This window comes from Mitsuaria sp. BK037 (assembly GCF_014193045.1).
In the GTDB taxonomy this organism is placed as follows: Bacteria; Pseudomonadota; Gammaproteobacteria; order Burkholderiales; family Burkholderiaceae_C; genus Roseateles.
Genome location: NZ_JACHYS010000001.1, coordinates 70,408 through 91,700 on the forward strand (window position 1 = coordinate 70,408; position 21,293 = coordinate 91,700).

A 21,293-nucleotide genomic window follows, 5' to 3' on the forward strand; every position below is an offset into this window, starting at 1 on the left:
CGCGACCCTCAGGAGATGGTCGCGGCTCGTTTTGCTCAAGGGCGCGCAGCTGCACACGTCTGCGGAGCGGCGCGCTGTCGCCTCGCCGAGCCCTTCAAACGCAGCAGCTTGCGATGCAGGTCCCACGCAATGCTCAAGGCATCGGCGGCGCACTTCATGTCGACGCGCTGGTCAAGCACGTAGTCCGCCTTCTTGCGCAGACCGTGAAGCAGCGACAGCCTGAACGCCAGCTGCTTTCCGTGGGTCATGAGCCGCTCGCGGGTCAGGCGATGAGCCCGGCCGTCGCGAACCGTCACCTTCATCGCATCCCGCGCGACCAGGAAGACGCCGTAGTAGGCGCGCGAAATGGCCGAGCGCAGCCAGGCCTCTCGCTCGTCCTCGGCCAGTTCCTCGGCCAGGCAAAGGAACTCACTGGGATTGAATGCGGTCATCAGCCGGTCCTCCGAGGTTCCTGGCACCCTCGTCAAGGGGCCTGGCGGCATGGCGCCCCGTCCGGGGAAAGAGGGTGACCGGCCCCGCGACATGAGCCAGGTGCAGGGGAAATTGATCGTAGAAGGCGTCTTCCTCGGGGTGGTTCAACTGCTCGCGCTCGGAAAAGCCGTAGACGCTGAAGATGAGGATGCCTGCCGATTCGTCGTCGGGGCAGATTTGCGTGGTGATCTCGCGATCAGGGAAGCTGCTCACCAGATGGGCGCAGAAGGCATCGAGGTCTTCCTCGCTGATCTCGTCGTGACATCGCAGGAAATCCTTCCTCATCTGTTCATGCTGCTCGGAGCCGATCAGCGCTTCACCGTCGTCACCAACGCGTTGCGGAGGCGCGGTCGTCGAGCGATGGGTGGATGCCAGGGTGGCGTTGACCTGCTCGGTCTCGGCCTGGGTCATGGGTCGCATGGATGTTCTCCGTCGTCAGGTGAATCGGAATTCGCCGCAGCGCTGCGATGCATGTCGCGGCGATCGAGTTCCGTGATTGTTCAAACCTGACCCTCGTTCGGCCATGACCCAAACTGGTTGGCGAAGGGGGATAAAAAGACCAGGAAGAGAATCCCCGAAAGAGGGCTTCGGTGCGGCGGGGCGTCAGCGTCGAGCCAGGTCTCGATTCGCAGGCGTCAGTTGAACGCCGCCAGCATCCGCTCCAGCGCGACCATGAAGGGCTGATGCATCAGCGGCAGCGTCGCCACCAGCCCCACGAGCCCGATGCTGACCGTCAGCGGGAAGCCCACCGAGAACACGTTCAGTTGCGGCGCCACCCGCGAGATGATGCCCAGCACCAGGTTCACGAACATCAGCATCGTGATCAGCGGCAGCGCGATCCACAGGCCCATGCGGAAGATCTCCGCGCCCCACACCTGGGGCTGCGCCACGCGCAGGAAGCGGAAGGGTTCCTCGCCGACCGGGAAGGCCTGGAAGCTCTCCACCAGCGAGTTGATCAGCATCAGGTGTCCGTTGATCGCGACGAACAGGAAGGCGACCATCGAGCCCAGGAAGCGCGACGAGGACGTGCCCTGCGAGCCGGTCGACGGATCGAAGAAGCCGGCGAAGTTCAAGCCCATCTGCAGGCCGATCAGTTCGCCGGCGAATTCCAGCGCGGCGAACACCACCCGCACCGCGAAGCCCATCGCCAGGCCGATCAGCAACTGTTGCGCGACCGCCGTCAGCAGCTGCGGCAGGGAGTCCAGCGGGATCACCGGCATGGCCGGCAGCGACGGCTGCGCCGCCACCGCGATGAACAGCGCCAGGCCGATGCGCACCCGCGTCGGCACCTGGCGCTGGCTGAACACCGGCATGCCGGCGAACAGCGCCAGCGTGCGGATGAACGGCCACAGGATCGGATTGATCCAGGCCAGCAGCTGCGCTTCGCTGAAGGAGATCATCGGAGCGGCCGGAGGGACGGCGGGCAGGGCGGCGGGCTCAGCCCAGCGCCTGCGGAATGCTCTGCAGCGTGCGCTGGATGTATTCGACCAGCGTCGTGATCATCCAGGGCCCGGCGATGGCCAGCACCAGCACGGCGGCGACGATCTTGGGCACGAAGGACAGCGTCGATTCGTTGATCTGCGTCGCCGCCTGGAACACCGACACCAGCACGCCGACGGCCAGCACCGTCAGCAGGATGGGCGCCGCCACCATCAGCAGCACGTACAGGCCCTGCTGGCCGATCGTGAAGACCTGTTGAGCATCCATGGACTTCTCCTTGCGGACCGCGCCGCTACTGCGCGAACGAGGCCGCCAGCGACCCCAGCAGCAGGTTCCAGCCGTCCGCCAGCACGAACAGCATCAGCTTGAAGGGCAGCGACACCAGCACCGGCGACAGCATCATCATGCCCAGGCTCATCAGCACGCTGGAGACGATCATGTCGATCACCAGGAAGGGGATGAAGATCAGGAACGCGATCTGGAAGGCCGATTTCAGCTCGCTGGTCACGAAGGCCGGCACCAGCACGCGGAAGGGCACGTTCTCGGGCGCGACGTTGGGCTCGAGCTTGGCGAGCCGGGCGAACAGCGCGACGTCGGACTGGCGCGTCTGCTTCAGCATGAAGGACCGCATCGGCACCTGCGCGCGGTCCAGCGCCACGTCGAAGCCGATCTGGCCGCTCTGGTAAGGCTGCCAGGCCTCGGCGTAGACGCGGTCCAGCGTCGGGCTCATCACGAAGAAAGTGAGGAACAGCGACAGGCCCACGATCACCTGGTTGGGCGGCGCCGCCTGCGTGCCCAGCGCCTGGCGCAGCAGCGACAGCACGATCACGATCCGGGTGAAGCCGGTCATCATCAGCAGCACCGCCGGCAGGAAGCCCAGCGCGGTGAAGAACAGCAGCGTCTGGATCGGTACGGAGTAGCTGTTGCCGCCGGCGCCCTGGCCGATGATCAGCGGCACGCTGGCCGGCGCGCCGCCGCCCTGCTGGGCCCAGGCCGCGGCGCCCAGGCCGCCGAGCGCGGCGAGCACCGCCAGTGCGCGCAGTGGGCGACGCGGCGGGAAAGGGAGGTGGGGGACCGTCATGCGCCGTGCCCGATCAGGTCGAGGTGGGAGAGCCGGGGCCATCGGCGTGCCTGCCGCCGAGGTTGCGCTTGAGCAGCGAGGAGAACGAGGGCTGCGCGGACTGCAGCGCCGCGCCGGCATCGGCCTGCGGCGGCATCACGTGCAGGGTGCGGATCTGCTGGCCGGTGATGCCCAGCACCAGCCATTGGCGGTCTTCGTCCTGGCCCACCTCGACGATCACGATGCGCTGGCTCGGCGCGATCACGAGCTGCGCGACGGTGCGCAACTGCCCGCCCAGCGCCGCGCCGCCCAGCGGCGTGCGTTTCAGCAGCCACAGCACGACGGGGATCAAGGCCAAAATGGCCAGGAACCAAAGGAGTGGGACGAGGCTGTTGTTCATGGCCGGCGACTATAGCCGCCGAAGGGTCTCAGGCCTTGCTGAGGCGGCGCATGCGTTCGGAAGGGGTCACGATGTCGGTCAAGCGGATGCCGAACTTGTCGTTGACCACCACGACCTCGCCTTGCGCGATCAGGTAGCCGTTGACCAGCACGTCCATCGGCTCGCCGGCCAGCGCGTCCAGCTCGACCACCGAGCCCTGCGCCAGCTGCAGGATGTTCTTGATCGGGATGCGCGTGCGGCCCAGCTCCACCGTCAACTGGACCGGGATGTCCAGGATCATGTTGATGTCGCTGCCCGGCAGGTTGCCCGGCGTCGGCGCGAAGTTGGTGAAGGCCGCCGGCGCGACCTGCTCGGCCACCGGCTGCACCTCGGCCGCGACCTCGCTGCCGCCGCCTCCGCCAGCCTCCGCCAGCGCCGCCGCCCATTCGGCGGCCATCGCGTCCTGTTCGTCCATCGGGGTGTTGTCAGCCATTGCGGGCTCCCAGCCAGCCGGCATCCGGGCCGGTCAGCATCTTTTCAATCTTGATCGAATACTTGCCGTTCGAAGTGCCGTAATGGCAGTCGAACACCGGCACGCCGTCCACCTTGGCCTGGATGATCTGCTCCAGGTCCAGCTCGATGAAGTCGCCCGGCTTGAAGGCCAGCAGCTGTTCCACCGTCGCGGGCGCCTTGGCCAGCTCGGCCACCAGTTCCACCTCGGCCGACTGGATCTGGTGCTTGAGCAGGTTGACCCAGCGCCGGTCGGGTTCGCTCGAGTCGCCCTGCGTGGTGCTGTACAGCACGTCGCGGATCGGCTCCAGCGTCGAGTAGGGAATGCAGAAATACACCGTGCCGCTGGTCTCGCCGATCTCCAGCGTGAACGAGGTCGACACGACGATCTCGCTGGGCGTGGCGATGTTGGCGAACTGCGGCTGCATCTCCGAGCGCTGGTACTCGAGCTCCAGCGGATAGATGCCTTTCCAGGCCTTGAGGTACTCCTGGATGATCACTTCGACCAGGCGCAGGATGACCCGCTGCTCGGTGGCGGAGAAATCGCGGCCCTCGATGCGGGTGTGGAACTTGCCGATGCCGCCGAACAGCGAGTCGATCACCGCGAACACCAGCGTCGGGTCGCAGACGATCAGCCCGCTGCCGCGCAGCGGCTTGACCGACACGATGTTGAAGTTGGTCGGCACCACGATCTCGCGCAGGAAGGCGCTGTACTTCTGCACCTTGATGCCGCCGATGGCGACTTCCGGGCTCTTGCGGATGAAGTTGAACAGCCCGATGCGGATGTTGCGCGCGAAACGCTCGTTGATGATCTCCATCGTGGGCATGCGCCCACGGACGATCCGTTCCTGGCTGGCGAGGTTGTACTCGCGGATGCCGCCGGTCTGGACCTCCTCGGCCTCGAGCTTCTGGCTCTCGCCGGTGATGCCCTGGAGCAGGGCATCGACTTCGTCTTGCGACAGGATTTGCTGATTCATCGCCTGATCCCTTCGGGAGGTCCGCTCACTGCACGATGAAGGTGGAGAAGAGCACCTGCGTTACCGGGCTCTCGACCGGGCGCTTCTTTTTCTTCTTTTTCTTCGGCGCGGCGTCTTCGTCCTCTTCCTCGTCGTCGAGCTCGATGCCCATCGGACGCACCGACTCGCGGCGGATCTCGCGGGCCAGCTTCTCCTTGCCTTCGCCGCTGAGCAGCTCGGCCGAGGTCTTGTGCGACAGCACGATCAGCACGTTGTTGCGGATCGCCGGCATGTAGGCCTTGAGCTGGTCGGCGAACTTGGGATCGGCCACCTCCAGCGTGATGCCGATCTGCGCGAAGCGGTCGACTTCCTTGTCGGCCAGGTTCACGGTGAACGGATCCAGCGGAACGAAGGTCGGCGGCGTGCCGGGCTTGGCGTGGGCGGTGGCCGCGGGCTTTTCCTCGGCGGCGCCTTCCTCGTCCTCGGCATGGGACTTCTTCTTCATCATCAGCAACGCGGCGACGCCCACCAGCACCACCACCAGGACGATGGCGATGATGATGATCAGCTTCTTCTTGCCGCCACCCTTGACGGCGGCGTCGTTGCCTGCGGCGGCTGTGGCCATGGGCGCTCCGATGATGAAAAAATGGATCTGGCGGGGAACCGGACCTGACGATCCGGCAATGGCTCCCATTGTGGAGCGCCGCCCCCGCGCTCAACGCGCGAAAAGGCGGCGGATTCCGGTCAGACTCGCGGACCGTCAGGCGTACAGGTCGACCAGCCCGCGCGGCGCGGTGCGCCGTTCGCCGCGACCGGTGGCCGCGATGGCACCGTCGTCGTCACCGCGGCCGCCGCGGCGACCGTTGCCGTTCGACGCGCCGTCCGGGCGGCCGTCACCGCGATTCTGTCCGCCTTGGGAGGAGGTCTGGGCGAACACCCCGCCACCGCTCAGGGTCAGCCCCTGGGCCTGCAGGGCGGCCGCCAGGTCGGGCAGGGTGCGTTCCAGGACTTCCCGGGTGGCCGCCTGCTGCGCATGGAAATTCACCTGCGCCTGCTGGCCGTCCAGCTGGATGTTGATCGACACCGGGCCCATCTCGACCGGGTTCAGCTGGAGCTGGGCCTCATGGATGCCGTCCTGGATCAGCAGGCTGACGCTGGCCGAGAGCTCCGGCGCGAAGTCGGGGCTGTCCATCGGCTGGCTCAGCGGCACGCTGGGCGCCTGGGTCGGCGCGGCGCTGTCGGCACCGGTGGTGCCGGCGGCCGGGGCGGCCTGCTGCGCCGCGGCAAGCAGCGCCTCGAAGCTCGGCGTCGGGCCCTTGGCGGCGCCGTCGGCCATGGCGATCTCATGCGCGCCGCCGGCGGCAGCCTGCAGGGTGTCAGTCCGGGTCGACGCGTCCGCGCCGTCCACGGCGCCCGACTCGCCGGCCGCGGCCTGGCTCAGCTCGCGCTGGAGCTGCTGGCGTTCGCGCATCGCGTCACCGGTGGTGAGCAGCTTGCCGTGGGCGTGGGCGCCGCCAGGCAGGGCCTCGCTGCCGGCGTCGTCGGCGGAGGCGCCGCCGCGTGCCGGCTTCGGCTCGGCCGGGGCTTCGCCGCGCAGCATCGCCAGGATCTGCTCGGCGGAGGTGGCGCCACTGTCCTTGGCTTCCTTGGCGACCTTGCGGTCCTGGCCTTCGGCATCCTGGCCGTCAACGCGCTCGGAACCCGGGGCGTCGGCCGCGCCGGTCGCCGTGGCGTCCGGCGCATCGCTGGCATCGGCCGCATCGGCCTGATCCGCAGCGGCGGCCGTGTCGGCACGGTTCGCCGCGCTCGCGCGGGCCGGCGCCTTCGCGTCCTCGGCCTTGTTGGCGCTCTGGCGAGCCGCCGCATTGCGGGCGGCCAGCTTGTTCTCTTCCTTCGCGGCGGTGTTCTCCGACGACCGGGCGGACGGGGTGGCCGGCTTGGGCGCGGGCGCCGATTCCTGGCGCTGGGCCTGCTGGCGGGCGTCGAGCTGCTGGGCTTCCAACTGGCGGGCCTGCTGCTGCGACTGGGCCTGCTGGGTCGCCAGCTGTTGCGATTGCAACTGCGCCATCGTCGAGCGGGCCGACTGCGCCGACTGCTGCTGCAGCTGCTGGTTGCTCTGGTTCAGCAGGCGCGAGAAGTCGGCCGAGCCGCCGTCCTTGCGGCCGGCGGGGGCGGACGGCATCGCGCCGAGGCCGCCCGGCAACGCGGGGGTGTTCTGGATCTGCGTCATGACGGGAAAAAAAGGGTTCCGGCGACCGGATCGCGCTCAGGCGACCAGGCGCGACATCGGGTGGCCGCCGCGCGAAGCCGCGCGGGCGGCCTGCTCGTCGGTGGCGCGTTGTTCCTGGCGCATCTGGGTGCGCAGCGTCTCGGCGCGACGGCGCTCGATCAGCTTGCGGACCGAGGCGACGCGCAGTTCGCGCTCGCGCAGCAGGTCGCGGGCGGCGCTCAGGCGCTGGTCGGCGTAGTCGGCGATGCCGCTCTGCTGGCCGATCGCCTGGTCCAGCCGTTGGCCGAAGTTCTGGTAGCAGCCCAGCAGCTGGACCGTGGTCCGCTGCGCGAATTCCTGCGACCAGCGGCTGCGGTAGTCCGTGCGGTATTGCGCCAGTTGGTCATGCTGGTTGCGGGCGGCGTTGGCACGCGCCTGCGCATCCTGCAGATGACGCAACGCTTCATCGCGCTCGGCCTCGGCGCGTTCGAGGAGAACGGTCAGGGCCTGCAAGTTGGAACTACTCATGTCGATGACCTCGCTTCACGGATGTCGGCAGCTATCACGCAAAGTTGAGTGTGGCGGTCAACTGGTTGAGGCAATCGTTCAAAGAAGCGGGGGAATGCATGTCTTGTTGGAGCAATCGGTCCATGTCGCCATGCAGGCGCACCGCCAGGTCGAGTTCGGGATCGTGCCCCGGCTGGTAGGCGCCGAGCTGGATCAAGTCGCGCGCCTTGTTGTATTTCGCGAGCAATTGCCGGAATCGGCGCGCCAGTTCGACGTGCCGCTTGTCGGCGACGCTGGTCATGACGCGCGAGATCGAGCGCTCGACGTCGATCGCGGGGTAGTGCCCGCTCTCGGCCAGTTCGCGGCTCAGCACGATGTGGCCGTCCAGGATGCCTCGGGCGGCGTCGGCGATCGGGTCCTGCTGGTCGTCGCCCTCGGACAGCACGGTGTAGAACGCGGTGATCGATCCCTCGCCCGCCAGGCCGTTGCCGCTGCGTTCGACCAGTTGCGGCAATTTGGCGAAACAAGACGGCGGATAGCCCTTGGTTGCCGGCGGTTCGCCGATGGCGAGCGCGATTTCCCGCTGCGCCATCGCATAGCGGGTCAGCGAGTCCATCAGCAGCAGTACATGCTGGCCGCGGTCGCGGAAATGCTCGGCGACGGCGGTCGCGTAGGTCGCGCCCTGCATGCGCAGCAGCGGCGGCGCATCGGCCGGCGCGGCGACGACCACGCTGCGGCGCAGGCCTTCCTCGCCCAGGATGTCCTCGATGAATTCCTTCACTTCGCGGCCGCGCTCGCCGATCAGGCCGACGACGATGACGTCCGCCTGCGTGTAGCGGGCCATCATGCCCAGCAGCACCGACTTGCCGACGCCGGTGCCGGCGAACAGGCCCAGGCGCTGGCCGCGGCCCACGGTCAGCAGCGAGTTGATCGCGCGCACGCCGGTGTCCAGCGGGCGGCGGACCGGGTCGCGGTCCATCGCGTTGATGGGGCGGCGCACCATCGGTTCGTCGCGCACGTCCACCAGCGGACCGCCGCGGTCCAGCGGATGGCCCTGCGGGTCGACGACACGCCCCAGCAGGCCGTCGCCCATGGGCAGGTGCAGGCCGCGGTCCTCGTCGCGGCGCCAGGGATGGCGCTCCTCGCCGAGCACCGGCCCGTGCAGCGCGGCGGGCCGCGGCAGCACCATCGCGCCGCTGGCCAGGCCCTGGATCTCGTCGGTGGGCATCAGGTAGGCACGGTCGCCGGAGAAACCGACCACCTCGGCCGTGACCGGGCGCTGGCCGCGACGCGGCGCGGCGGCGGTGGAGGGCATGTGGATCTCGCACACCGAGCCCACCGGCACCTTCACGCCGGTGGCCTCCAGCACCAGGCCGGCGACGCGCACCAGCTTGCCCTGCGGCTCCAGCGCCGGCGCGTTGCCGGCGAAGGCCTGCAGGTCGTCGAAGTACTGGGCCCAGCGGTCGGTGCGGCTGCTCATGGCTCGCGGTCCCCGCTGTTCTGGTAGCCGTGCGGCAGGCCGCCGTACTGGCTGGGGGTCGGATCGTTGCGGAAGTCCAGGCGCGCTTCCTGGGCCACCTCGGCGGCGCTGCGGCGGTCCTCCCAGACGGAGGCCTGGCCCAGCGCGCCGACGGCGGACTGCCAGCGCGCCGGCAGCGAGGCGTCGACGCTGCAGATGTCGGCGTCGACCTTGACGCCGCCCCGGGCGATGGATGGGTCGGGAATGACCTGCGCCTCGCGGGCGCGCAGCTCCTGGCCGGCGCCGTCCAGCACCAGCGGCAGGTCGTCCGGATGCACGCGCACGCGGACGTGGCGGGCGTTGATCAGCAGCGCCTCGACGGCGTCGTGCGCCACCCTGGAGACCAGCTCCGGCGCGGTCGACAGCTCGTTGCGCACGACCTGGCGGGCGAGCTCGACGGCAGTGCGGGCCAGCGCCTCGGCCATGCCCTGCTCGATCGCGCTCAGGTCCTGGTCGAAGCTGGCGACCAGCTGCCCGACCTGCGCGCTGATCTGCTTGGCGAAGCTCTGCTTGAACGCGTCCAGCGCCGCCATGCCGTCGCGGTAGCCGTCCTGGTAGCCGGCCTGGCGGGCCTGCTGCATCAGTTCGTCGATGCTCGGACCGGGGGGCGGCGGCGGGGGCGGGGGCTCGACCGGCGCGGGCGCGCTGACGGAGGGCTTGCGCGGCGGCGCGGCGCCGTCCAGCGTGCCCGGGTTCCAGGCGGCGAAGCCGGACAGTTCCTCGCGCGGAATGATGCGGCTGTAGGTGTTGCCACGCGGCGCGTCGCCCTCGGGGCGGGGCGGCGGCGGGACCTGGCGGGGCGGGCGGGTGACCATCGGTTCGGGTGTCGGTCGCTATCGAGGGCGTCGAGGGGGCGTCGGGTTTACAGGAACTGGTCGTCGCCGCCGCCGGCCAGCACGATCTGGCCTTCGTCGACGAGGCGGCGCACCACCTTGAGGATTTCCTTCTGCTCGGCCTCGACCTCGGACAGGCGCACCGGGCCGCGCGATTCCAGGTCCTCGCGCAGCGTCTCGGCGGCGCGGGTGGACATGTTGCGGAAGATCTTCTCGCGCAGCTCCGGGCCGGCGCCCTTGAGCGCGACGATGAGCGACTCGGACTGCACTTCCTTGAGCACCGCCTGGATGCCGCGGTCGTCGATCTTCTCCACGTCCTCGAACGTGAACATGTTGTCCATGATCTTCTGGGCGAGGTCGGAGTCGGCTTCGCGGATGTAGTCCAGCACCGACGCCTCGACGCTGGTGCCCATCATGTTGATGATCTCGGCCGCGGTCTTGACGCCGCCCAGGTTGGACTTCTTCATGCGTTCGCCGCCGGCCAGGATCTGGCCCATGACCTCGTTGAGGTCCTTGAGCGCCATCGGCTGGATGCCGTCCAGCGTGGCGATGCGGATCAGCACCTCGTTGCGCTGGCGTTCGGTGAAGACGCGCAGCACCGAGCTGCTCTGGTCGAAATCCAGGTGCGACAGGATGGCCGCGACGATCTGCGGGTGCTCGTTGCGCAGCAGTTCGGCGACCGAGCCCGGGTCCATCCACTTCAGCGACTCGATCGAGGACACGTCCGAGCCCTGCAGGATGCGGTCCAGCAGCAGGTTGGCCTTGTCGTCGCCCAGCGCCTTGCGCAGCACGGAGCGCACGTACTCGTCGGTGTCGCTGACCAGGGTGCTCTGCGACTCGGCGACGAGGTCGAACTTGTCCAGCACCTTCTCGACACGGTCGCGCGGCACGACCTTCATCTTGGCGATGGTCTCGCCCAGCTTCTGCACTTCCTTCGGCGACAGGTGCTTGAAGACCTCGGAGGCCTCTTCCTCGCCGAGGGACATGAGCAGGATGGCCGCGTCTTCGACGCCTTTGTCGTCCATGGTGATGTCTCGCTATCGATCCTGAGGCGGGGTTCCCGGCAGCGCCGCTCAGCGGCGGCCGCCGGCCGGGGAGGTTTCCAGCTCTTCGCCGTTGACCCAGGCGCGCATGATGTTGGCCACCGCGACCGGGTTCTCCTTGGCCAGCAGGCGGGCCCGCTCCAGCTTGTCGTTGGAGATCGGCGCCTCCAGGGCCGGCAGGCCGCCGGGACCGCCCAGCGCCAGCTGCTCGTTCTCGACCACGCTCAGGCCGTTGTTCCCGGCAGTGTCGTCCTTCTGTTCGGCCGGCGGCGGGAAAGCCGCCTTGAGAGCAGGGCGAACCAGCCCGAACACGGCGATCAGCGCGATCAGTACCAGGGCGGCCGGCACGGTGGCATCGCGGGCGATGTCACGCAGCCAGGGCTGCTGCCACAGCGGCACGTCGGCGGGCTCGACCTTGTCCGACACGAACGGGGTGCTGATCACCTTGACCGAGTCCCCGCGCTCCTGCGAGAAGCCCAGGGCCTCCTTGACCAGCGAATCCAGCTTCTGGATCTCGGTCTCGGACAGCGGCTGGCTGGAGGTCTTGCCATTCTTGTCGGTGACCGTCTTCTGGTTGACGACGACGGCCGCGTTCAGCCGGCGGACCTGGCCGATCGCGTTGCGGGTGACGCGCACGGTGCGGTCCAGCTCGAACTGCGTGTCGTTGTTGCGGCGCATGTTCTGCGTGCCTCCGGATTGACCGGCCGGCTGCAGCGGCTGGGCCTGGCCGTTGATCGGCGCGGCGGCCTGCGGGGGCACCTGGTTGGTGGTGGCGCCCGGCACGCCGGTGGGCACGCCGGCGGTGCCGCCGGACTGCTCTTCCGAGGTCAGGCGGCGCACCGCGCTCTGGGTGTTGGGGCCCTGGTTGGGGCGGTATTCCTCGGCGGTGGACTCGACCTGGTTGAAGTCGACGTCGGCGGTGACCGTCGAGCGCAGGTTGTCGCGGCCGACCACCGGCTCCAGCAGCTCCGCGATCCGCTTGTTCAGGTTGGCTTCGACCTGCTGCTTGTACTGCAGCTGCTGGCTGTCCAGGCCGGTGGCGTTGCCGTCGGGGTTCTGGGAGAGCAGGGCGCCGGTGCTGTCGAGCACGCTGACGGCCTTGGGATTGAGTTCCGGCACCGACGAGGACACCAGGTGGACGATGCCGGCGATCTGGGCGCGGTCCAGCGTGCGGCCGCCGCGCAGTGTCAGCATCACCGAGGCGCTGGGCTTCTGCTGTTCGCGGAAGAAGCCGTTCTGCTGCGGCATGGCCAGGTGGACGCGCGCGTCGGCGACGTCGGCCATCGCGGTGATGGTGCGGGTGAGTTCGCCCTCGAGGGCGCGCTGGAAGTTCAGGCGTTCGTTGAACGCGGTCTGGCCGATGGACTGCTTGTCCATCAGCTCGAAGCCGACGATGCCGCCCTTGGGCAGGCCGGCCGAGGCCAGCTTCATGCGCAGGTCGTAGACCTGGTTGGCGGGGACCATGATGGTGCCGCCCGGCTCGTTGCGGTAGGGCACATTCATCTGCGCGAGCTGCGCGATGACGGCGCCGCCGTCCTTGTCGGAGAGGCCCGAGAACAGCGGGCGGAAATCCGGCTTGGCCGTCATCATCGACATCGCCACGATCACCGCGAGCAGCGCGGCGACGCCGCCGCCCAGCATCAGCTTGCTCTTGGTGGGCATCGCGGCCAGGCGCTGGGGCAGGCCCGCCGGTTTGGCGGTCTGCTGCACCTCGGGGAGTCCGGCGGCGGGGCTGCTCAGGGCGTTGTCCATGGGGGTGTACGGCTCGGGTCGAACGATCGGCGGGGTGCGCCCAGGCGGACGCCTCGGCACAGGTCAGGATTATTTCGATCGGGGCCCTCAAGAATGTTGGGAACAGGCCGAAGAAGCCCCCCCAGTTCGGAGCTATGGCCGGCGGCGGCATCCGTACGATGCATGCCGTGGACCTGAAACTCAAACCCTTCGACTTCGCCAGCGCGGTGGCCCGTGCCGGATTGACCCCCCAGGGTCAGCCGGTGGCCAAGGCCGCGCCCGGCGGCACCAGCTTCGCGGATGCGATGAGCTCGGCGCTGAAGTCGGTCAGCACGCAGCAGAACGAGGCGTCGCGGCTGCAGCGGGAAGTCCAGCTGGACAACCCGACGGTCAGCCTGGAGGAGACCATGGTCGCCATGCAGAAGGCCCAGATCGGTTTCCAGGCGACGCTGCAGGTGCGCAACCGGCTGGTGTCGGCCTACTCGGAAATCATGAACATGCAGGTCTGAGGTCGCCGCGACGACGCGCATCGGCGCCGATCGGATATGAAAAAGCCGCCCCAGGGCGGCTTTTGTCATTGGCGCGTCCGACGCGGCCGATCAGGTGGCGCGTGCTGGCGCCCGGTCGATCGACGCCTTCAGCTGCTACGGCGCATCAGCCGTTCCCGTTTCTGCGCCTGGTCGATGAAGACCTGCAGCGCGCGGGCGGCGGTCGGGGCCAGCGAGACGAAGGCGCAGCCGGCCTGGTGCGGGGCGCCTTGTTCGCCCTGCGTCAGATGCTGGACCCGCAGTAGCGTCGCGAAGCTGACCTCGCGCTCGAGTTCCAAGGTGCCGGTGATCTCCTGGCCCGCCTGCGGCACCGGCACCACGTGGGCCGGCCAGTGCAGCGCGACGCCGCCGGCGCTCACGTTGACCACTCGGATCCGGGGCAGGTCGGCGTCGGCCAGCTTCAGCGCCGGATACAGCTGCCCGGCCGAGGCGACCCGGTAGGCCTGGCGCCGCTGGAAGCGGTACAGCCGCAGCGGGACCGGCGCGCGCAGCACCTCGGCGCCATCGCCGCGGATCGCGACCAGCCCGGAGAGGTCGAACTGCAGCTTGATCCGGTCCAGGTAGGCGGTGGCCACCAGCTCGTCGCTCGCCAGCACCGGCGCCAGCGTGTCGCCGGCCTGCGGTGCTTCCATGGTCAGCATGCCGCGCGGCGTATCGAGGGCGCGCAGCACCGTGTGGATGGCCTCGCCCGCCGGAGTGGACAGCTGCAGGCGCGCCTGCGACTGCAGCAGCTCGCGCAGCCAGTTCATGATCTCGCCGGGCGCGTCCAGCCGGTAATCGGCGTCCGCGGCATCGGCGGGAGGGGCGGGGACTTTCAGGTCGCTCAAGGCCAGCATCCGGCTGCAATCGTTCGGAAAAATTCTCCCGCATCCCCCAAGGCAAACGCCGCGCCGCCCCCATCCGTTCGAGGGGCCGGTCGCGGCGCTGGCGGACGATCCGGGGCCGGTCGCGTGACCGAAGTCTCGAATCGCCGGGGCGGTCGATCGCGGGGAGGCCGTCGGACCGGTCGTCGCAGCGATCGTCGGGCCGGTCAGTGCACCGTCTTGGATTTGCCCTTCATCAGCTGGTCCAGGTCCTCCAGCCAGGGTTCGGCCAGGTGGCGGATCTCGGCGTCGTTGACCAGGATGCGCTGCATGATGCGGGTCTTGAGCTGCGCCTCGTCGGGGCCCAGCTGCTGGCTGCCGGCGGCGTGCTTGAGCTGCGAGATCAGCAGCACGCAGGCGCCTTCGAGCTTGACCACCTCGTCCCAGTTGCCCGAGCGAGCGGCGCTCAGCATGTCGGCGCTGGCTTGCTCGATGGCTTCGTAGTAGCTCAACAGTTGGGTGCTCATGAGGCGGTCCGGAGTGGTCGGGGCGGCGTGGGCGGCGGGGGCTTGGGGCTTGGCGGTGTACTTGGACATGGAACTTCTCAAGTCGTCAGGCTGGAGGGGAGCGGGGCCGGATCAGGCCGCGACGCGTTGTTCGGCAGCGGCCGGGGCGATGCTGGCCCAGGCTTCGCGGATCGGTTGCAGCAGCTTCACGCATTCCTCGACGGCGACGTCGTCGCTGCGCAGGTTGGCGTGGGTCAGCCGCATGCAGATGTAGGCATACAGGTCGCGCAGGTCCATGGCCAGCTCGCCCGACTCCAGGTTCAGGGCCGCCTTCAGGCCCTCGTCCAGGATGCGGACCGCGCGGCTCAGGCTGCGGTTCTTGGCGTCGACATTGCCGGTGCGGATCGCGCCGATGGCTTGCGTCATCGAATCGAAGGCGCCGTCCAGCAGCAGGGTCACCAGGCGGTGCGGCGAGGCCGTCATCACGTCCGTTTCCACGCCGACGCGGTTGTACATGCTGCTGGCGCGTTGACCGTGGGAAGCGAAGGGGGAGGAGTTGCCGTACATGATGTGCTGCTGGGGTGTGCTGTAGTGCTTGAATCAGTTTTCGGCCCCCGCTGGCCCAACTTGAGCCTCCCCCGTGTCGAATTTGTCTCGAAATTCTGCGCGCCTGGAGAAAAACAAAAGCCTCCGTGAGGAGGCTTGTCGGCGGTCTTTTCGAAGCGCCGGAGAAGGGCGGTGGCGACGGTCCAGTTCCGAGGGCGATCCCTACCTGGCACGCCGCGCCCGCGGCCTCAGCTGCTGCTGCCCAGCATGCTGGTGATCTTGTTGACGTAGCTCTGCATGTCGTTGAGCTTGGCCATCTGCGTGTCCAGCGCCGTGTACTGGGCGCGCACCCGCTTCTCGTAGGCGGCGGCGCGGTCGTTGAGCTCGTCCACGCGCTTGTTGTTGGCGGTCACCCGCGACTGCAGCCCGGTGGTGCGGGTGGTGATGGAGCCGTCGAAGCCGGTGACCTGGTCGGCGAAGGCGCGCCAGCGGGTGGCGATGCCGTTGTTGTTCGGGTTGGCGGTGTCCACGCCCATGAACAGGTTCTTCAGGTCGCTCATGCTGCCCAGCGCGCTGGTCAGCTTGGTGTCGTTGACCTTGATGGTGCCGTCGGCGCCGATGTCCAGGCCCAGGTCCGACAAGCGGCCGAACTTGCCGCCCAGCGTGCTGCCCGCGGCGGTGATGTTGCGCAGCTGGCTCTGCAGGCCCACCGCGGTGCTGTCGCCCTGCAGCGCGCCGGCGGTCTTGTTGGCGTCGTCGTACTTGGTGTCGTTGCGCATCAGCGTCATCAGGCTGTTGTACGACGTGACGAAGTCGTTGATCGCCTTCTTGACGCTGTCCTTGTCCTGGCCGACGGTGACGGTGGACTGCCCGGTCTTGAGCAGGTTGATCGTCAGGCCGTCGACGGCGCCCTCGATGTTGTTGGAGGCGGAGCTGATCGCCAGGCCGTTGATCGTCAGGTTGGCGTTCTTGGCCGCGGTGTTCTGCGTCATCGACGAGATCGAGGCGGTCGGGTCGTAGGCCAGCGCGGACAGGCCATTGGCGTCGGCGCCGTTGCCGTCGTCATCGGCGGTGGTGATGCGGAAGCCGTTGGCCTCGCCGGTGTCGCGCGAGCGGATCACCAGGCGCGAGCCGGTCGCGTCGGTGACCACCGAGGCCAGCACGCCGGCGCCCGAGGCATTGACCTTGTCGCGGATGTTGGCCAGCGTGTCGGTCGACGAGATGGAGATGCTGACCGGCGTCGCGCCGTCCTTGCTGGTGAAAGTGGAGTTGTTGGTGCCGCTCCACTGGCCCAGTTCGATGGTCATCGAGCCCGAGCCCACCGTCGCGTTGTTGGCGAAGCCCTTGCTCGAGAGCGACTGCGCCGAGGCGAGGTTGGCCACGTCCAGCGCGTAGGAACCGGCGCCCGAGCCGGCGCCGGCGATGACGGTGGCCATCGTCGTGTCGGAGGAGGTGGCGGTCAGCGCGGACCAGGTGGACGGGTTGGCCAGCTTGGCGGCCGCGTCACGCATTGCGCTGAAGGCGCTCTTGATCTTGCCGTACTCGGAGATCTGCGACTTGATGGTGTCGGTGCGCGACTGGAGGTCGGTGATCGGCTGCTTTTCCAGCGACACCAGCTTCGTGACGATGCTTTCGACGTCCAGACCGCTGCCCAGACCCGCGGAGGTGATGCTTGCCATCGTGCGAACTCCTTGTGACCGTGTTCCGGCTCCCTGGCCGGAAGCCCCATGCGCGACAGGGCCTCGCGTGATTGGCGTGAGGCCCTGTCCTGCATATCGGCGTCAGGCGATCCGACTTTAGGACGGAGGCCTGGCGCTTCGATTGCGTTTTTCTATCAACCCTTGAGCAGCGACAGCACTTGCTGCGGCAGCTGGTTGGCCTGCGCGACCATCGCGTTGCCGGCCTGCTGCAGGATCTGCGCCCGGCTCAGGTTGGAGGTCTCGACCGCGAAGTCGGCATCCATGATCCGGCTGCGGGCGGCGGTCTGGTTCTCGTAGGCCACCTGCAGGTTGGAGATCACCGCGTCGAAGCGGTTCTGCGTCGCGCCCAGCGTCGCGCGCTGGCTGTTGACGGTGTCCAGCGCCGTGTCGATGTTGGCCACCACGGTGGCGATCGCCGCCGCGTCCGCGGTGCGGTCGATCACCGCGCGGCCGGCGCCGCTGGTATCCGAGCCGGAGACCTGGGTGATCGTGGTGTCGGCCGACATGTTGGGCGTCGTGACGGTGATCTCGTCATTGGACGTGGTGTTCGGCCCGACCTGGAAGGTCTGCGGCAGCGACGCGTCCTGGCCCAGGATGTACTTGCCGTTGAAGGTGGTGCCGGCGGTGACCCGCTGGATTTCCTTGGCCAGTTCGCCGAATTCCTTGTCCAGCGAATCCTTGTCGCTGTCCGCGTTGGTCGCGTTGCGGGCCTGGATCGCCAGTTCGCGCATCCGCTGCAGCGAATCGGCCACCTTGCCCAGCGCGCCTTCGGCGGTCTGCGCCAGCGAGATGCCGTCGTTGGCATTGCGCATCGCGACCGACATGCCGCGGGCTTGCGCGTTCATCCGTTCGGCGATGGCCAGGCCGGCCGCGTCGTCCTTGGCGGAGTTCACCCGCAGGCCTGAGGACAGGCGCTGCATCGAGGTCGCCAGCGACGACTGCGACGAGTTCAGATTGCGTTGCGCGTTCAGCGAAGCAATGTTGGTGTTGATGGTCTGTGGCATTGATGCACTCCTGCGGAGATCCTGTCCTGGCTGCGATCCCGGTTAGGTGGGTCGGTTCCCGACCTCGCCTGCCGATCCTCGCTGCGCCATCGCAGTCATTGTTCGGATCTGCCGGTTGGACCGGTGGTCGAGCGGTACTTCATGCTCGATGGATGCCATTGTGCGAAAGCTGCCACCCCGTCGATGGGCCGATTAACGGGCGGAAAACCGTCCATTACGAAGCCAATGAAAGAAGGCCCCGCACCAGTCCCGGGGGACGGTGCGGAGCCTTTGGAAGGCCGGCCGCGAGGACCGGCGCTTGAGGAGTCAACCGGGGAGGGCGCCGGACGGCGCCCGCGTATGGGGATCAGCTGCGCAGCAGCGACAGCACCTGCTGCGGGAGCTGGTTGGCCTGCGCCACCATCGTGTTGCCGGCCTGCTGCAGGATCTGCGAGCGGCTCAGGTTGGCGGTTTCCGCGGCGAAGTCGGCATCCATGATGCGGCTGCGGGCGGCGGTCTGGTTCTCCACCGAGACCTGCAGGTTGGAGATGATCGCGTCGAAGCGGTTCTGCGAGGCGCCCAGGATCGCGCGCTGGCCGGAGACCGTGGTGATGGCCGCGTCGATGTTGTCGATCACCGTCTTGAGCGAGTCCGGCGTCGAGGCGTTGTCGATCACGCCGCCGGTGACGGCGGTGATCGTCGCGTCGTTGGTCATGTTGTTCGTGACCACGTCCACCGAGTCGTTCGCGCTGGTGTTGGCGCCGATCTGGAAGGTCTGCGTGCCGGCATCGGCGCCCAGGATGGCCTTGCCGTTGAAGGTCGTGCCACCGATGACGCGGCCGATTTCCTGGCCCAGCTGGGCGTATTCCTTGCCGATCGAGTCCAGGTCGGAGGTCGTGTTGGTCGCGTTGCGGGCCTGCACCGCCAGTTCACGCATGCGCTGCAGCGAATCGCCCACCTTGGACAGCGCGCCTTCGGCGGTCTGCGCCAGCGAGATGCCGTCGTTGGCATTGCGCACCGCGACGTTCATGCCGCGCACTTGGGCGTTCATGCGTTCGGCGATCGCCAGGCCGGCGGCGTCGTCCTTGGCGGAGTTGACCCGCAGGCCCGAGGACAGGCGTTGCATCGACACCGACAGCGAGGACTGCGAGGACGACAGGTTGCGCTGGGCGTTGAGCGATTGCAGGTTGGTGTTGATGATCTGAGCCATGATCCATTCCTTTTGAATTCAGAGACCTTCACGGTCTCGGTCGGACGTTTGAAAAACTGTCCGACTGAGCCGGACCACGTGGCCCTTGCTGTTGATTTGCGGACCCGTTGATGCAGTTATCGGGCCGGCAGGGAATGGACTTGAGGCCTTCTTGAAAAGAAAGCGTGTAACCGCCTGTCCCAGGCGTGAAGTCGTGCCATGGCGGGCGAGCGCTTCTCTTTCACCACCCGCGCGGGATGGGGAAAGAGAAGGGGGACCGAAGTCCCCCTCGCGGGCGTCTGGCTGACGAGGATCAGCGCAGCAGGGCCAGCACTTGCTGGGGCGCCTGGTTGGCCTGGGCGATCATCGCGTTGCCGGCCTGCTGCAGGATCTGCGCGCGGCTCAGGTTGGCGGTTTCCGAGGCGAAGTCGGCGTCCATGATCCGGCTGCGGGCCGCGGTCTGGTTCTCGACCGAGATCTGCAGGTTCGACACGATCGCGTCGAAGCGGTTCTGCGAGGCACCCAGCTTCGAACGCTCGCTCGACACCGTCTTGATCGCCGCATCGATGTTGTCGATCACGGTGGCCAGGTCGGTCGTCGTCGACGCGTTGGTGATCGCGCCGCCGGTCACGCCGGTGATGGTCGTGTCCGTGGTCATGTTGGTCGTCGTGACGTCGACCGAGTCGTTGGCCGTGGTGTTGGCGCCGATCTGGAAGGTCTGCGTGCCCGAATCGCCGGCCAGGATGGCGCGGCCGTTGAAGGTCGTGCCGCCCAGCACGCGCTGGATTTCAGAGCCCAGCTGCGCGTATTCCTGACCGATCGAGTCCAGGTCGGAGGTCGTGTTGGTCGCGTTGCGGGCCTGCACCGCCAGTTCACGCATGCGCTGCAGCGAATCGCCCACCTTGGACAGCGCGCCTTCGGCCGTCTGCGACAGCGAGATGCCGTCGTTGGCGTTGCGCTGGGCCACGTTCATGCCGCGGACTTGCGCGTTCATGCGGTCGGCGATCGCCAGGCCGGCGGCGTCGTCCTTGGCGGAGTTGACACGCAGGCCCGAGGACAGGCGCTGCATGGAGACGGCCAGCGAGCTGGCGCTCGTGCTGGTGTTGCGCTGGGCGTTGAGCGACAGCAGGTTGGTGTTGATGACTTGGGCCATGATTGCTCCTAACAGCTATACGTAAATACCGGCAAAAGCGCCGAACCACACATGAGCGCCTGAGTCCTCCGATCCTCCAGCCCGCCGTGAGGCGAACCGGCCGAGGATCTCGGATGCTCCTGCTGAACCTGCCGGGCCATTTCCCGGTTCGGTCCCAGTCCGACGCTAGTCAACCGTTGCCGTCCCACCCCCTCATCGGGTTGCCAAGAACGTCAGGCCTTCTAACCGGACCACGTGCCGCCTGCCTGCTGCGACTTGCCTTTGGACTCCTGGTCCTTGCTGGCTTGTCGCTGCGTTCAGCAGCCCCGTTGTTTTGGTTATCGGCGCCTGCGCCTTAGAACTTGAGGGCAATTTGTCAAGACTTTCGATCCGGAGATAAGCAGGTCTTGCAACGCGTTGTTTGTCGTTTGACTTCGACCCGGACCTGTGCCCGGGTGTCGGTCTGGCGACGGACATGAAGGGGTTAACGGCCGCTGCGCGGCGGGATTGAGGGGGAATGGCGGCGCTTTTCGTGCGCTCGATCACGGGGGGGCGCCCTAAAGTGCCTTCCGGCGCGGCCGACAAGGCGCGGCGCCGTATCCGCCCCCTTCGCCGGGACCGGTCTGGACAACGAGCCCGGACCCGATCGACGAGTTCCAACGACCATGGAGAGATCTATGCCCCTGCAATCGCAAACCGAGGCACGGTCCGCCGTGTCGATGATCGACGCGTCGATCGAGGAACAAGTTCACGGACGCATCCGTCCGGGCTCCAGCGAGGCCCGGCTGCTGCTGGCCCAGGCGCGCAATGCCGCTTATGCGCAGGCCGCGCAGGGCCGCATCGGCGACGGCGTCGCGCTGCTGTGCAACGCGCTGGAAATGGCGCCGATGAGCGTGGAGCTGCTCTCCGACGTCGGCGCGCTGCTGCTGGCCGCCGGCCAGTTGCGCGAAGCGGCGCTGTATGCGCATCGCGCCGTCGAGCTCTCGCCGCAGCACGCGCCGTCGCTCTACACGCTGGGCTTCGCGCTGTCCGGCCTGGGCGAGGTCAAGGCCGCCATCGAGGTGTTGTCCATCCTCAATGAAGGTCAGGCGCTGGAAATGCTGCGCCGCGATTCCCCGGAACTGATGGCGATCGTCGACTCCGAACTGCTGCGCCTGCAGGCCGCCTGAGGCGCCCGCGCTTTCCGCCAGCACTTTCCGTCCGCGGGGCAGCCTGACAGGCTGTCTCC

General features: G+C 68.0%; 24 protein-coding genes. 2 read left to right on the forward strand and 22 right to left on the reverse strand.

The genetic code is table 11. The annotated features are described in order from the left end of the window. Positions 1–35: 35 nt before the first annotated feature. The 15 genes from FHT37_RS00285 to fliF all read right to left on the reverse strand — a co-directional run bounded on the left by FHT37_RS00285 (position 36) and on the right by fliF (position 12,679). A complete protein-coding gene (locus FHT37_RS00285; RefSeq protein WP_091722308.1) occupies positions 36–431 on the reverse strand; it encodes a hypothetical protein in 396 nt (131 codons plus the stop codon). Beyond that, a complete protein-coding gene (locus FHT37_RS00290) occupies positions 409–891 on the reverse strand; it encodes a hypothetical protein (RefSeq protein ID WP_091722313.1) in 483 nt (160 codons plus the stop codon). The genes FHT37_RS00285 and FHT37_RS00290 overlap by 23 nt, the downstream gene beginning before the upstream one ends. 215 nt (positions 892–1,106) lie before the next feature. Further along, complete coding sequence (gene fliR, locus FHT37_RS00295) at positions 1,107–1,871, reverse strand: flagellar biosynthetic protein FliR (RefSeq protein WP_091722317.1); 765 nt, start codon at positions 1,869–1,871, stop codon at positions 1,107–1,109. A gap of 37 nt (positions 1,872–1,908) precedes the next feature. Beyond that, complete coding sequence (gene fliQ / locus FHT37_RS00300) at positions 1,909–2,178, reverse strand: flagellar biosynthesis protein FliQ (RefSeq protein WP_091722320.1); 270 nt, start codon at positions 2,176–2,178, stop codon at positions 1,909–1,911. Positions 2,179–2,203: 25 nt separating this feature from the next. Further along, positions 2,204–2,992: a flagellar type III secretion system pore protein FliP gene (fliP, locus tag FHT37_RS00305; protein ID WP_147240900.1), complete on the reverse strand. Its 789-nt coding sequence runs from the start codon at positions 2,990–2,992 to the stop codon at positions 2,204–2,206. A 13-nt stretch (positions 2,993–3,005) separates the two neighbouring features. Further along, positions 3,006–3,371, reverse strand: coding sequence for a flagellar biosynthetic protein FliO (locus FHT37_RS00310; protein WP_091722327.1), 366 nt, complete (start codon positions 3,369–3,371; stop codon positions 3,006–3,008). Between the two features lie 28 nt (positions 3,372–3,399). Further along, positions 3,400–3,843: a flagellar motor switch protein FliN gene (fliN, locus tag FHT37_RS00315; RefSeq protein WP_091722331.1), complete on the reverse strand. Its 444-nt coding sequence runs from the start codon at positions 3,841–3,843 to the stop codon at positions 3,400–3,402. Next, positions 3,836–4,837 carry a flagellar motor switch protein FliM gene (gene fliM, locus FHT37_RS00320; protein ID WP_091722333.1) on the reverse strand — a complete coding sequence of 334 codons (1,002 nt, stop codon included), beginning with the start codon at positions 4,835–4,837 and terminating at the stop codon, positions 3,836–3,838. The genes fliN and fliM overlap by 8 nt, the downstream gene beginning before the upstream one ends. 25 nt (positions 4,838–4,862) lie before the next feature. After that, positions 4,863–5,441 carry a flagellar basal body-associated protein FliL gene (gene fliL, locus FHT37_RS00325; protein ID WP_091722336.1) on the reverse strand — a complete coding sequence of 193 codons (579 nt, stop codon included), beginning with the start codon at positions 5,439–5,441 and terminating at the stop codon, positions 4,863–4,865. Between the two features lie 135 nt (positions 5,442–5,576). Beyond that, positions 5,577–7,046 carry a flagellar hook-length control protein FliK gene (locus tag FHT37_RS00330; RefSeq protein ID WP_183478468.1) on the reverse strand — a complete coding sequence of 490 codons (1,470 nt, stop codon included), beginning with the start codon at positions 7,044–7,046 and terminating at the stop codon, positions 5,577–5,579. Between the two features lie 36 nt (positions 7,047–7,082). Continuing rightward, positions 7,083–7,553 carry a flagellar export protein FliJ gene (gene fliJ / locus FHT37_RS00335; protein ID WP_183478469.1) on the reverse strand — a complete coding sequence of 157 codons (471 nt, stop codon included), beginning with the start codon at positions 7,551–7,553 and terminating at the stop codon, positions 7,083–7,085. Between the two features lie 34 nt (positions 7,554–7,587). After that, positions 7,588–9,012, reverse strand: a complete 1,425-nt coding sequence (fliI, locus tag FHT37_RS00340; RefSeq protein WP_099861639.1) for a flagellar protein export ATPase FliI — start codon at positions 9,010–9,012, stop codon at positions 7,588–7,590. Next, on the reverse strand, positions 9,009–9,866 hold the full coding sequence (locus FHT37_RS00345) for a FliH/SctL family protein (protein ID WP_091722350.1): 858 nt from the start codon (positions 9,864–9,866) through the stop codon (positions 9,009–9,011). Before FHT37_RS00345 ends, fliI begins: the two co-directional genes overlap by 4 nt. Positions 9,867–9,913: 47 nt before the next feature. Next, positions 9,914–10,909 carry a flagellar motor switch protein FliG gene (fliG, locus tag FHT37_RS00350; RefSeq protein ID WP_091722354.1) on the reverse strand — a complete coding sequence of 332 codons (996 nt, stop codon included), beginning with the start codon at positions 10,907–10,909 and terminating at the stop codon, positions 9,914–9,916. A 48-nt stretch (positions 10,910–10,957) separates the two neighbouring features. Next, the gene (fliF, locus tag FHT37_RS00355; RefSeq protein ID WP_091722357.1) at positions 10,958–12,679 is read right to left on the reverse strand and encodes a flagellar basal-body MS-ring/collar protein FliF; all 1,722 of its coding nucleotides are present in this window, start codon (positions 12,677–12,679) and stop codon (positions 10,958–10,960) included. Between the two features lie 167 nt (positions 12,680–12,846). Here fliF and fliE point away from each other — a divergent pair, with 167 nt between their 5' ends. Continuing rightward, complete coding sequence (fliE, locus tag FHT37_RS00360; RefSeq protein ID WP_254783195.1) at positions 12,847–13,167, forward strand: flagellar hook-basal body complex protein FliE; 321 nt, start codon at positions 12,847–12,849, stop codon at positions 13,165–13,167. Positions 13,168–13,295: 128 nt separating this feature from the next. Here the strand turns inward: fliE and FHT37_RS00365 are convergent, their stop codons facing one another. The 7 genes from FHT37_RS00365 to FHT37_RS00395 form a co-directional block, all read right to left on the reverse strand. Next, positions 13,296–14,033 (reverse strand): flagellar brake protein, encoded by a 738-nt coding sequence (locus FHT37_RS00365; RefSeq protein WP_183478470.1) that lies wholly within the window; start codon positions 14,031–14,033, stop codon positions 13,296–13,298. Positions 14,034–14,236: 203 nt separating this feature from the next. After that, complete coding sequence (locus FHT37_RS00370) at positions 14,237–14,536, reverse strand: flagellar protein FliT (RefSeq protein WP_091725004.1); 300 nt, start codon at positions 14,534–14,536, stop codon at positions 14,237–14,239. Positions 14,537–14,647: 111 nt separating this feature from the next. After that, entirely contained in the window at positions 14,648–15,082 is a 435-nt protein-coding gene (gene fliS, locus FHT37_RS00375) for a flagellar export chaperone FliS (RefSeq protein ID WP_091722364.1), read from the reverse strand. A 227-nt stretch (positions 15,083–15,309) separates the two neighbouring features. Then, positions 15,310–16,740 carry a flagellar filament capping protein FliD gene (gene fliD / locus FHT37_RS00380; protein WP_183478471.1) on the reverse strand — a complete coding sequence of 477 codons (1,431 nt, stop codon included), beginning with the start codon at positions 16,738–16,740 and terminating at the stop codon, positions 15,310–15,312. A 155-nt stretch (positions 16,741–16,895) separates the two neighbouring features. After that, positions 16,896–17,765 (reverse strand): flagellin, encoded by an 870-nt coding sequence (locus tag FHT37_RS00385; protein WP_091722373.1) that lies wholly within the window; start codon positions 17,763–17,765, stop codon positions 16,896–16,898. A 346-nt stretch (positions 17,766–18,111) separates the two neighbouring features. Beyond that, positions 18,112–18,954 carry a flagellin gene (locus FHT37_RS00390; RefSeq protein ID WP_091722378.1) on the reverse strand — a complete coding sequence of 281 codons (843 nt, stop codon included), beginning with the start codon at positions 18,952–18,954 and terminating at the stop codon, positions 18,112–18,114. 292 nt (positions 18,955–19,246) lie between these two features. Continuing rightward, positions 19,247–20,086: a flagellin gene (locus tag FHT37_RS00395; protein WP_091722381.1), complete on the reverse strand. Its 840-nt coding sequence runs from the start codon at positions 20,084–20,086 to the stop codon at positions 19,247–19,249. A 656-nt stretch (positions 20,087–20,742) separates the two neighbouring features. Between FHT37_RS00395 and FHT37_RS00400 the strand changes: the two genes are divergently transcribed. Further along, complete coding sequence (locus FHT37_RS00400) at positions 20,743–21,234, forward strand: tetratricopeptide repeat protein (protein WP_183478472.1); 492 nt, start codon at positions 20,743–20,745, stop codon at positions 21,232–21,234. The last annotated feature ends 59 nt before the right edge of the window (positions 21,235–21,293 follow it).

What these genes read in the sequence shown, in the direction of transcription:
- FHT37_RS00390 (WP_091722378.1), bottom strand. Translation starts at nt 18,954, where the DNA reads ATGGCTCAGATCATCAACACCAACCTGCAATCGCTCAACGCCCAGCGC.
- FHT37_RS00345 (WP_091722350.1), bottom strand. Translation starts at nt 9,866, where the DNA reads ATGGTCACCCGCCCGCCCCGCCAGGTCCCGCCGCCGCCCCGCCCCGAG.
- FHT37_RS00395 (WP_091722381.1), bottom strand. Translation starts at nt 20,086, where the DNA reads ATGGCCCAAGTCATCAACACCAACCTGCTGTCGCTCAACGCCCAGCGC.
- fliS (WP_091722364.1), bottom strand. Translation starts at nt 15,082, where the DNA reads ATGTACGGCAACTCCTCCCCCTTCGCTTCCCACGGTCAACGCGCCAGC.
- FHT37_RS00285 (WP_091722308.1), bottom strand. Translation starts at nt 431, where the DNA reads ATGACCGCATTCAATCCCAGTGAGTTCCTTTGCCTGGCCGAGGAACTG.
- fliM (WP_091722333.1), bottom strand. Translation starts at nt 4,837, where the DNA reads ATGAATCAGCAAATCCTGTCGCAAGACGAAGTCGATGCCCTGCTCCAG.
- fliD (WP_183478471.1), bottom strand. Translation starts at nt 16,740, where the DNA reads ATGGCAAGCATCACCTCCGCGGGTCTGGGCAGCGGTCTGGACGTCGAA.
- fliN (WP_091722331.1), bottom strand. Translation starts at nt 3,843, where the DNA reads ATGGCTGACAACACCCCGATGGACGAACAGGACGCGATGGCCGCCGAA.
- FHT37_RS00290 (WP_091722313.1), bottom strand. Translation starts at nt 891, where the DNA reads ATGCGACCCATGACCCAGGCCGAGACCGAGCAGGTCAACGCCACCCTG.
- FHT37_RS00330 (WP_183478468.1), bottom strand. Translation starts at nt 7,046, where the DNA reads ATGACGCAGATCCAGAACACCCCCGCGTTGCCGGGCGGCCTCGGCGCG.
- FHT37_RS00400 (WP_183478472.1), top strand. Translation starts at nt 20,743, where the DNA reads ATGCCCCTGCAATCGCAAACCGAGGCACGGTCCGCCGTGTCGATGATC.
- fliQ (WP_091722320.1), bottom strand. Translation starts at nt 2,178, where the DNA reads ATGGATGCTCAACAGGTCTTCACGATCGGCCAGCAGGGCCTGTACGTG.
- FHT37_RS00370 (WP_091725004.1), bottom strand. Translation starts at nt 14,536, where the DNA reads ATGAGCACCCAACTGTTGAGCTACTACGAAGCCATCGAGCAAGCCAGC.
- fliR (WP_091722317.1), bottom strand. Translation starts at nt 1,871, where the DNA reads ATGATCTCCTTCAGCGAAGCGCAGCTGCTGGCCTGGATCAATCCGATC.
- fliI (WP_099861639.1), bottom strand. Translation starts at nt 9,012, where the DNA reads ATGAGCAGCCGCACCGACCGCTGGGCCCAGTACTTCGACGACCTGCAG.
- fliJ (WP_183478469.1), bottom strand. Translation starts at nt 7,553, where the DNA reads ATGAGTAGTTCCAACTTGCAGGCCCTGACCGTTCTCCTCGAACGCGCC.
- FHT37_RS00310 (WP_091722327.1), bottom strand. Translation starts at nt 3,371, where the DNA reads ATGAACAACAGCCTCGTCCCACTCCTTTGGTTCCTGGCCATTTTGGCC.
- fliF (WP_091722357.1), bottom strand. Translation starts at nt 12,679, where the DNA reads ATGGACAACGCCCTGAGCAGCCCCGCCGCCGGACTCCCCGAGGTGCAG.
- fliG (WP_091722354.1), bottom strand. Translation starts at nt 10,909, where the DNA reads ATGGACGACAAAGGCGTCGAAGACGCGGCCATCCTGCTCATGTCCCTC.
- FHT37_RS00385 (WP_091722373.1), bottom strand. Translation starts at nt 17,765, where the DNA reads ATGCCACAGACCATCAACACCAACATTGCTTCGCTGAACGCGCAACGC.
- fliL (WP_091722336.1), bottom strand. Translation starts at nt 5,441, where the DNA reads ATGGCCACAGCCGCCGCAGGCAACGACGCCGCCGTCAAGGGTGGCGGC.
- fliP (WP_147240900.1), bottom strand. Translation starts at nt 2,992, where the DNA reads ATGACGGTCCCCCACCTCCCTTTCCCGCCGCGTCGCCCACTGCGCGCA.